The organism is Pseudomonas sp. AFG_SD02_1510_Pfu_092 (assembly GCF_003331055.1).
Classification (GTDB): domain Bacteria; phylum Pseudomonadota; class Gammaproteobacteria; order Pseudomonadales; family Pseudomonadaceae; genus Aquipseudomonas.
In genome coordinates, this window is record NZ_PUQD01000009.1 from 111307 (window position 1) to 119994 (window position 8688).

Here is an 8688-nt window from a genome sequence, read left to right on the forward strand (position 1 = left end):
CGGGTAAACCCGCTCCCACAGGGCGCCGTACAGTCTTCAAGACTGGCACGGTCCTGTGGGAGCGGGTTTACCCGCGAAAGGGCCGGTACAGGCGGCTATCACTCGCCCAACCGCTGCTCGCGCGACGGCGGGTAGCCAAAGTACGCCGCATAGCACTTGCTGAAGTGCGACACCGAAACAAACCCGCAGGCCACCGCCACCTCCATCACCGACAGGTCGGAATACTGCAGCAGGCGGCGGCTCTTGGTGATGCGCAACTCCATGTAGTAACGCCGTGGCGAGGTGCCCAGCTGGGCCTGGAACAGCCGGTCGATCTGCCGCCGCGAGCGCCCGCTGTAGGCGGCCAGTTGGTCGAGGCTGAGGGTTTCCTCGAGGTTGTTTTCCATCAGCTCGACGATGGTGCGCAGGTGCAGGCTCATCGACTTCTTCGCCCCGGGCCCGACCTGGCGGTAGCGGGCACCGGAGAACGACAGGATTTCCTCGACGCCTTCGGCCAGCCCGTCACCATACAAGCGGCGCACCAGGCCGAGCATCAGCTCCATGGCGCCGTTGGGGCTGGCGGCGCTGAGGCGGTCGCGGTCGAGGGTGAAGCTGGCGGGGGTGATGCGCGTCTGCGGGCTGCGCTCGGACAGGCTGGCGCGCTGCTCGGGGTGAATGCTGCAGCCGTAATCGTCCAGCACCCCGGCGCGGCCAAGGAACCAGGCGCCGTTCCATAGCCCGCCCAGGGCCATGCCATGGGCCGCGCAATCGCCCAGCAGGCGGTCGAGTTCGGGGTACTTCAAGGGCGTGCGCAAGCCGCCGCAGATCACCAGCAGGTCCAGCTCCCTGAGCGCCTCGGCGGACAACTCGGTGGCCACCAGCTCCAGGCCCAGGTCGCTGAGCACGCGGTCGCCATCCAGTGACAGCGGGGTGAAGCGGAAGCTGTCGGCGCGCAGCAGGTTGGCCGTGACCAGCACGTCCATGGCCACGGTGAAGCTGGCCATCGAGAAGTGTTCGAGCAATACGAAGTCGACCCGGTAGGGTGCCTGGGCATTGGCGCTGGTGGTCTTCAGCCGCAGCATGTTGCTGGTGCTGGTCTTCTTGCTGAACTGGCGTGGCGTGGGCACTCTGGACTCCGCTTCCTGGCTGGCTTCGAGAGTGTGGCGGGTGGCTGGGGGAAAGACAATCTCCCGGGTGGCCCTGGCGCATTGCAGGTCGTGTTCAGACAACCGGTCTGGCTTGGCCGGTTGCCGCAATGCTGACGCTTGCGTCATTGAGGGGATAAATCAATCTGAACCCGCAGCGTCCTTTGGCACCCAAAGCAGTACATGCCATTGGGAGGATGCTCATGGAAATCGGAACGATCTGGTTCATCGTCGCCATGCTGGTGATTCTGCTGGAAATCCTGGCAATCTGGCACATCATCGGCAGTGATCGGCGCGCCGAGCGCAAGATGCTGTGGATCGTCTTTGTAGTGTACGCGCCGTTCCCCGGCTTGTTGTTCTGGGCCTGGCGCGGCCCACGGGCGGTGAAGGGCAGGGCGGTACTGGAAGAAAAGTAGGCGGTTCGGCATCAGGCGCGGGGGCGCCTGATGCCATTGCTGTTGCTAAAGGATATTGATGCGTATGGCCGGGCCCAGGCCACTGACCATCAAGCTGCCGTAGAACTTGACGCTGGACAGCACATGCAGGCGCTTGAGTTCGCCATGAATGCGTTCGCGAATCAGCCGTTCCGCTTCCCGGGAACGGCCCTCCACCGTGGTGTTTTCCAGCTGCACCAGGCCTAGCAGGGTGGTTTCGATATGTTCCACGGTGTCCAGCCCGAGGTTTTCCCGCAGGTGGTGGCGTGCCTGGGCGGCATCTGGCTCATCGCGTTCCGGGTCACGCGGCTTGATGGTATAGGCGAGTTGAAAATCGTGTGTGCTCATAGGTTTTCCTTGTTGCGTGCAGGCCTCCGTGCCGGGACACGCAATCTAGCGCCTGACGGCCGCCGCGCATACAGACGCGTGGTTCAAGGGGGCAGGCGCACTGTACGAAACGTCCTACACCGCGCGCTTGACCTCAAGTGAACTCAAGGTCTGATACTGCGCCACTCTTTTACTTGAGCGAGGGCGCGTCATGACTCATTCACCGGCATTTCGGCTGAGCAACCCGGAAGGTCTCTACGACCCCAGTGGCAATGCCTACTCCCATGTCGCCGAGGTGCGTGCCGACAGCCGCCTGCTGTTCATCGCCGGCCAGGGCGGGGAGGGCCGCGACGGGCAACTGTCGCCATTGTTCGCCGAGCAGGCACGCCAGGCGCTGACCAACCTGCAGATCGCCCTGGACTCGAAAGGCGCCAGCCTGGCCCAGGTATTCAAGCTGACCCTGCTGATCGTCGAGCACTCAGAAGCCCGCCTGCGCGAGTGGGTCGCCGAGGCAGACAAGGCCTGGGGCCCGCACCTGAAACCGACCTGCACGCTGATTCCGGTACCCCGGCTGGCGCTGGACGGCATGCTGGTGGAGATCGACGCCGTAGCCGCGGTCTAGCGCCAGGCGCTGGCGCCGCGCCGTTAGAAAAACCTGCGCTGCGCCTTGAGCGTGAGCATGCTGTCGCAATAGCTGTTCATGCCCGAATAGGCGTCGCAGCCGGCGCCACTGAGGCTGGAACTGCTGTAGATCAGGTTCAGGTCGATACCCAGCCAGGGCCGCGACAGTTCCAGCGACCAATCGGAAAAGGTATCTACCTGCTGGCCATCGCCGAGGGTGAAGGGCGTGCCGAGGCGGTGATGGGCTAGCTTGACGGTCAGGTCGACGTCGAACAGCGGCAGATGGCCGAAGTCGGCGAACAAGGTGCCGGTGCGGTTGTCGGGGTTGTCGCGCAACGCCCCGCCGAACCGGCTGCCGAGCACCGACACGCCGCCGTACAGGGCGTAACTGTCGGGGCCGGCGATGTTGGGCTGACTGTAATGGATCAACCCCACCTCGTATCCCAGGCTGCTGTCAAAGCGGTGCTTGTAGCCCAGATAACTGTCCAGGCGCAGGGTGGAATCAGGCGTCACGCCCATGCTCGGGGCGTACTGGCCCAGGTACCAGCCGCTGGCGTGGCTGAAATCGAGGCCGCCGTGAAATGCACCGATGGCGGTGGGCGAAATCAGCCCTTGGGCCATGCTGCGGGAAGGTGTGGTGCCGAGGGTGAAGTCAAAGTCGCCCAGTTCGCGTTCGATCTGCTTGGCGAGCAGTGGTGGGCTGAACAGCAGTGCAGCACTCAGCAACAGAAGGGGCCTGGTCATGGTCTCCGTCCTGGAAGGCTTGCGGTTGAGCGCTAGAGCATACCTGTGCAGGTGCCGCGAGAAAACCTTGGTCAGCCCGTTCAGCCTCTGCTCGAGCGGTCGATGTCGGCGGCTTCGGTCACCACCGGCAGGTTGCCGGCACGCTGGATCACCCGCCGTTGCTGCTCGTAGTCGTCCAGCGACAGGCCACGGCGTTGCAGGGCTTCCAGTTGCAACTGGCGGGTTTCGTCGGCGCTGTAAGGGCGCAGTTCGGGGTGGTTGGCACAGCCGCTGATGACGGCGACGGCAAACAGCGCAAGGGTGGTGGGCAGCAGGCGGGCCAGGGTGTTCATCAGGTAGCTCCAGGGGCCGAAGATGGGCGGCGAGGCGATGGAGCTAGGTTATTCGGCGATGTCGTTCGGCAGAAATTGCCGTTCTCGATAGTGACTATCGATGGCTATAGCAGACCGGAGGGCGTGCTGGAAAAGCAGCAACCCTTCACCTTTGGCACACGAAAAGTTGTGCCCGCGCTTCTGGCCAAACCCACCGCCATTGCTACCCTTAGTCCACGCGGTCTGACCTTGTGGGGATAAGCGATGCGCATGCCATTGTTTGCTGTCCTGTCGACGCTCCTGTGCCTGGGCGCTGCGCCTGGCCTGGTGCTGGCCGAAGAGGTACCCGCGCCGGACCCGGCGCCCGCGGCCGCCACGGCGGCAAAGGACGCGGTGTTCACCCAGGAGCAACTGGACCAGATGACTGCGCCCATCGCCTTGTACCCCGATCCGCTGTTGGCCCAGGTGCTGATGGCATCGACCTACCCGGGCCAGGTCAGCGAAGCCGTGACCTGGTCCAAGGCCAATCCCAAGGCCACCGGCGACGAGGCAGTCAAGCAGGTGGCGAAACAGCCTTGGGACCCGAGCGTCCAGGCGCTGGTGGCTTTCCCGCAGGTGCTGGCGACCCTCGGCCAGGACCCGGTCTGGGTGCAGCGCCTGGGGGACGCCTTCCTCGCCCAGCCCGACGATCTGATGGGCAGCGTGCAGCGCCTGCGCCACCAGGCCCAGGCCGCCGGCAACCTGCAGAGCAACCAGTACCAGAACGTGACCGTGCAGACCACGACCGCGCCGGCAGCGGCACCCGCGTCCAGCGCCAGCAGCACCCAGGTGGTCACCGCCAGCGCGCCGCCGACCACGATCGTCATCGAGCCGGCCGACCCGCAGGTGGTCTACGTGCCCACTTACAACCCGACCACCACCTATGGCACCTGGGCCTATCCGGCGTCACCGCCGGCCTATTACCCGCCGCCACCGATGTACTACCCCGGTTCCGCGCTGCTGTCGGGCCTCGCCTTCGGCACCGGCGTGGCCATCGTCGCCTCGCTGTGGGGCGACTGTGACTGGGGTAACAACGATATCGACATCGACGTCAACCGCTACAACAACATCAACGGTAATAACCGCATCACCAACACCCGGAACAAATGGCAGCACAACGCCGCCAACCGCGACGGCGTGCCTTATCGCGATGCCCGCAGCCGCCAGCAGTATGGCCGCCAGCTCGGCGGCGCCAGCCAGCGCACCGCGTTTCGCGGTGACGACGCCCAGCGCGCCCAGGCGCGGGACAAGGCCAGGGCCTCGATGGACCGCGCCGGTATTGAACGGCCGGCGACCAGTAACCGTCAGGCACGTGAGCAAATGCGTGAGGCGAAGGCGGACAACGCGGTCGGCAATCGCATGCAGTCCCGTCATGACACTGCCAGGGCTAGCGAGCGCCGCCAGGAAACCCGCGATGGCCAAGCCCGCCGGCAGGACAACCAGGTGAGTCAGCGCCGGTCGGGCGAGGGCCAGGCACGGCAAGTGGCACAGAACCGGCCCGCCAACAGCGCCGGCCGGGCCCGCAACAATGCCTTCGATGGCGTGCGCTCGCCCTCGCGCACCAGCGCGCAGGCCAGCCGCGGCCGCACCAGCCAGTCGTTCGCCCAGCGGCCAGGCGCATCGCGTGCCGCCGGGCACCAGATTTCCCGGCCCAGTGCACCGGCACGTCGCGGCGGGGGTGGCCGTCGATGAACCGTCAAGCGCTAGCAGCACTGGTACTCGCCGCCGGCATGGCCTGGTCCACCCTGGCCGCTGCACAGCAAGCCTTCCCGACGCCGGAGCAAGCTGTCGAATCCTTCGTCGCCGCGCTGGGCGAGGCGCAACCTGATGAAGCGCGCCTGGCTCAGTTGCTGGGCGATGACTGGCGTACCTATATCCCGCGCGGCGGTGTGCAGCGCAGTGATGTGGACACCTTCCTGCAGCAGTATCGCGCGCAGCACAGCCTGGACAGCGTGGGCGAGGGCAAGGCGATCCTGGCCGTGGGCAGCGATCACTGGACCTTGCCCATCCCGTTGACCAAGAGCAGCCAGGGCTGGCGCTTCGACCTCAAGGCCGGCAGCGCCGAAATCCGCGCCCGGCGCATTGGCCGCAACGAGCTGGGGGCCATGCAGTCGCTGCTGGCCTATCACGATGCGCAGATGGACTACGCCAGCGCGGACCACAACGGCAACGGTGCGCTGGAGTATGCGCAGAAAATCTTCAGCGAACCCGGCAAGCATGACGGGCTGTACTGGGACGATGACGGCGAGGTCAGCCCGCTGGGGCCGCTGTTCGGCCAGGACAGGGTCGGCGACGCCTGGTATGGCTACCACTTCCGCATCCTCGACGGCCAAGGCCCGTCCGCCCCGGGCGGCGCCTACAGCTACCTGATCGGCAACCAGATGAGCCGCGGCTTCGCCATGGTCGGCTGGCCGGCCAAGTACGACGACACCGGGGTGATGAGCTTCATGATCAGCCATGACGGCCAGATCTTCGAGAAAGACCTCGGGCCACACGGCGACATACTGGCCAAGGAGATGAAACGCTTCGACCCGGATGACAGCTGGAAGGTGGTCGATGTGCCAGCGGGGGATTGAGCAAGTCGTAGTTCCCGGCGCCGGTTCAGGGGGAGGTGCGCGATTCCAGGTCCATCTCGGCTGGCCAGTGCACCTTGGGGGCCAGACGCAAGGCGAATTCACACCAGAGCACATCGTTGTGGTCCTTGGGTTCGCCGGGTGGCGGGAGGGCTGAGGGGCCTTGCTGCATGTAAGTGCAGACATAGGCCCAGACATGCTGGTCGAGGCCCATGGTGCTTAAGTGAAAACGATCGATGACGTTGTTCGTGCCTGGCGCGACAATGGACAGCATGACTCCCCATTTGATAACGCCCCCACCGTTTGGCAGCGCGCCGTTCTGTGACCAGCGTTCGGCGCGAACCTGGGACCAGTCGTAGCAAACTGCTTTTACTTTCCAAGTGGCGAAAGGGTTCCACCAGCAATATCTGAAATTGTATGCGTAGATCTTTTTTCGTGCTCGATTGAACCGAAGTGGTTCGTCTCGGGGCGGAGATAGGCTCATTCGGATAAAGAGTGCCGATGCCCATATTTCATACGCGAAGAATAATAGACCAATGAATAGGCGCTCGACATCTCTGGATTCAAAGCTCATTTTCATTACGTAGGATATCAGCAAGGCGAAGGCGATCGATGGCAGTGAGAGAAGCGCCATTATTTCTCTCGCCCAGCCGAGCGTTCTGGGTATTTCAAGATAGACAAGATCCTGATGGTTCGGGCTTTTTTCACCCAGGCTGGCTGCGATAGTGGCAGGGGTGTCAGGGTAGGGCAGGTCTTCCGTCCAGCCTTTGCATGGAGGAGCAAGTAGCGGACGAGGCATAAATATAATCCTTACAGGTTAAGTTTTTCTCTTGGTCGCGCTCCGCTGCCATAGGGTCGTTAGTGGACTTAGGGCGCGGTGCGTGACTCCAGGTCGATGTCGGTTGGCCAGTTGACCTTGGGTGCCAGACGCAGGGCGAATTCGCACCAGAGCACATCGTTGTGGTCCTTGGGTTCGCCGGGTGGCGGGAGGGCTGAGGGGCCTTGCCGCATGTAGGTACAGATGTAAGCCCAGGCATGTTGGTCAGCACCCATGGTATTTAAGCGAAAACGGTCGATGACATTGTTCGTACCAGGCGCGACGATGGACAGCATGACCCCCCATTTGAAAACGACCCCACCGTTCGGCAGTACGCCGGTTTGTGACCAGCGTTCGGCGCGGACTTGGGACCAGTCGTAGCAAACTGCCTCGACTTTCCAGGTTCCGAAGGGCTTCCACCAACAGTGCTTGAAGTTGTATGCATACATTTTTCTACGGGCACGGTTGAAGCGAAGAGGTTCGTCTCGGGGGGGACCTATGCTCACCCTGATGAAAAAAACCGATGCCCATATTTCACAGGCGAGGATTAAAATATCCAGTAGCAGCAGTCCGAAATCCCGGTCTGTAAAACTGGATATCACGGGGCCGGGTTGAAGTATGGTGAATGCGATAGTTAGCAGTGTGAGCAGAAATATAATTTCCCTTGCCAAACCGATGGTTCTCGGGACTTCAAGGTAGATGGAGTCTAAGTGGTTTGCACTCTGATTTCCTAAACTGGCTTCGATTGTAGGGAGGGCATCGGGGTGCGGAAGGTCTTCTACCCAGCCTGTGCATGGCGGATTAAGGAGCGGGCGTGGCATTAAAATAAACTCTTTATGGATGATAATCTGTTTTCTAGTGATATGACTTTTGCGTAAAGCGACTGTTCGTTTTTGTTTGGCCAGTAAGTAAGTGTTAGTTCAATCGATTTTATGTTGTGGTTTTCTAGTAGTGGGATGGAATTGCTGATGTGTAGCGTTTTGTTTAGAGTTTTTAACTGTACGTAATCGCTGGCGCTTTCAGGGTTGGCAAAGGTGTTTTTTGTTTCTTCGGGGACGTATTCGATTATTTTCGGGCGTGAGCTGTTGCCATGGAGGTGAAATGGTTGTCGGGTAAGCCCTGCTGGGTATACAGTCAGTTGCCATTTGTACTGTGCGTCGTCGGCGCTGAAATTTGGCAGGTTTATCTGTAAGGCGAGATGAAAACCTGCCGCGACAGCAGCGCCATCGCTAATGAAGGCTCCTGTTTGTTCTGGCGTTTGCCCATTGCGGAATGATTGAAGTCGACTATCAATTGACGCGTGCGCCGTCACTCCCAGAGTGGCCGCGTTCAATGCGCCAATTGAGGTGTCAAAGTCTTGTGAACTCTCCCAGCGCCGATGATCCGCTGGTAATCCCCATCGACTATGTCGAGACCACAGTTCCAACAATGACGATTCTTGATTTTTGGCACGCGTCGCCAGCGTATAGGCGGCTAGACCAAGAATAATCGTAAAGCCAACAGGGCCGAGCAGTGAGGTTGCGAATAGTGCTGAATAAACGCCTGAGATTGCAGAAAATGCGGCTAATCGGGCTGCGCGACTGTAGCTTTCGGCTGAAGCCTTGTCCCCTTGGCGATCTGCCCGGACCAGCGCATTCACGTATTGCGCCGCATCCATGACACCCGCGAGCGCGCTGATTGCACCGCCGTACCTGGCCA

At 61.9% G+C, this 8688-nt stretch carries 10 protein-coding genes and 1 pseudogene; 4 read left to right on the forward strand and 7 right to left on the reverse strand.

The features are described 5' to 3' along the window. Window positions 1-98 precede the first annotated feature (98 nt). Window positions 99-1106: a GlxA family transcriptional regulator gene (locus tag C6A77_RS06935; RefSeq protein WP_114168784.1), complete on the reverse strand. Its 1008-nt coding sequence runs from the start codon at window positions 1104-1106 to the stop codon at window positions 99-101. A gap of 221 nt (window positions 1107-1327) precedes the next feature. Between C6A77_RS06935 and C6A77_RS06940 the strand changes: the two genes are divergently transcribed. Beyond that, window positions 1328-1540 (forward strand): PLDc N-terminal domain-containing protein, encoded by a 213-nt coding sequence (locus C6A77_RS06940; protein WP_114168785.1) that lies wholly within the window; start codon window positions 1328-1330, stop codon window positions 1538-1540. Between the two features lie 45 nt (window positions 1541-1585). Here C6A77_RS06940 and C6A77_RS06945 read toward each other — a convergent pair whose 3' ends face one another. Next, window positions 1586-1906 (reverse strand): hypothetical protein, encoded by a 321-nt coding sequence (locus tag C6A77_RS06945; RefSeq protein ID WP_114168786.1) that lies wholly within the window; start codon window positions 1904-1906, stop codon window positions 1586-1588. 190 nt (window positions 1907-2096) lie between these two features. Between C6A77_RS06945 and C6A77_RS06950 the strand changes: the two genes are divergently transcribed. After that, complete coding sequence (locus tag C6A77_RS06950) at window positions 2097-2507, forward strand: RidA family protein (protein ID WP_114168787.1); 411 nt, start codon at window positions 2097-2099, stop codon at window positions 2505-2507. Between the two features lie 23 nt (window positions 2508-2530). On the opposite strand, the gene C6A77_RS06955 is transcribed toward C6A77_RS06950, so the two are convergent. Continuing rightward, window positions 2531-3250, reverse strand: a complete 720-nt coding sequence (locus C6A77_RS06955; RefSeq protein ID WP_114168788.1) for a TorF family putative porin — start codon at window positions 3248-3250, stop codon at window positions 2531-2533. Window positions 3251-3330: 80 nt separating this feature from the next. Then, window positions 3331-3582, reverse strand: coding sequence for a hypothetical protein (locus tag C6A77_RS06960; RefSeq protein ID WP_114168789.1), 252 nt, complete (start codon window positions 3580-3582; stop codon window positions 3331-3333). A gap of 243 nt (window positions 3583-3825) precedes the next feature. Here C6A77_RS06960 and C6A77_RS06965 point away from each other — a divergent pair, with 243 nt between their 5' ends. Both C6A77_RS06965 and C6A77_RS06970 read left to right on the forward strand, forming a co-directional pair. Next, window positions 3826-5292, forward strand: coding sequence for a DUF3300 domain-containing protein (locus C6A77_RS06965; RefSeq protein WP_114168790.1), 1467 nt, complete (start codon window positions 3826-3828; stop codon window positions 5290-5292). Next, window positions 5289-6176: a DUF2950 domain-containing protein gene (locus tag C6A77_RS06970; RefSeq protein WP_114168791.1), complete on the forward strand. Its 888-nt coding sequence runs from the start codon at window positions 5289-5291 to the stop codon at window positions 6174-6176. The genes C6A77_RS06965 and C6A77_RS06970 overlap by 4 nt, the downstream gene beginning before the upstream one ends. Window positions 6177-6201: 25 nt before the next feature. Here the strand turns inward: C6A77_RS06970 and C6A77_RS25915 are convergent, their stop codons facing one another. From C6A77_RS25915 to C6A77_RS06985, 3 genes and pseudogenes are all read right to left on the reverse strand, one after another. Continuing rightward, window positions 6202-6972, reverse strand: a complete 771-nt coding sequence (locus C6A77_RS25915) for a DUF6708 domain-containing protein (protein WP_241507395.1) — start codon at window positions 6970-6972, stop codon at window positions 6202-6204. Window positions 6973-7040: 68 nt separating this feature from the next. Further along, a complete protein-coding gene (locus C6A77_RS25920; RefSeq protein WP_241507396.1) occupies window positions 7041-7811 on the reverse strand; it encodes a DUF6708 domain-containing protein in 771 nt (256 codons plus the stop codon). Continuing rightward, window positions 7811-8688: pseudogene (locus tag C6A77_RS06985) on the reverse strand (hypothetical protein); the annotation flags it as partial. The gene C6A77_RS25920 and the pseudogene C6A77_RS06985, both read right to left, overlap by 1 nt.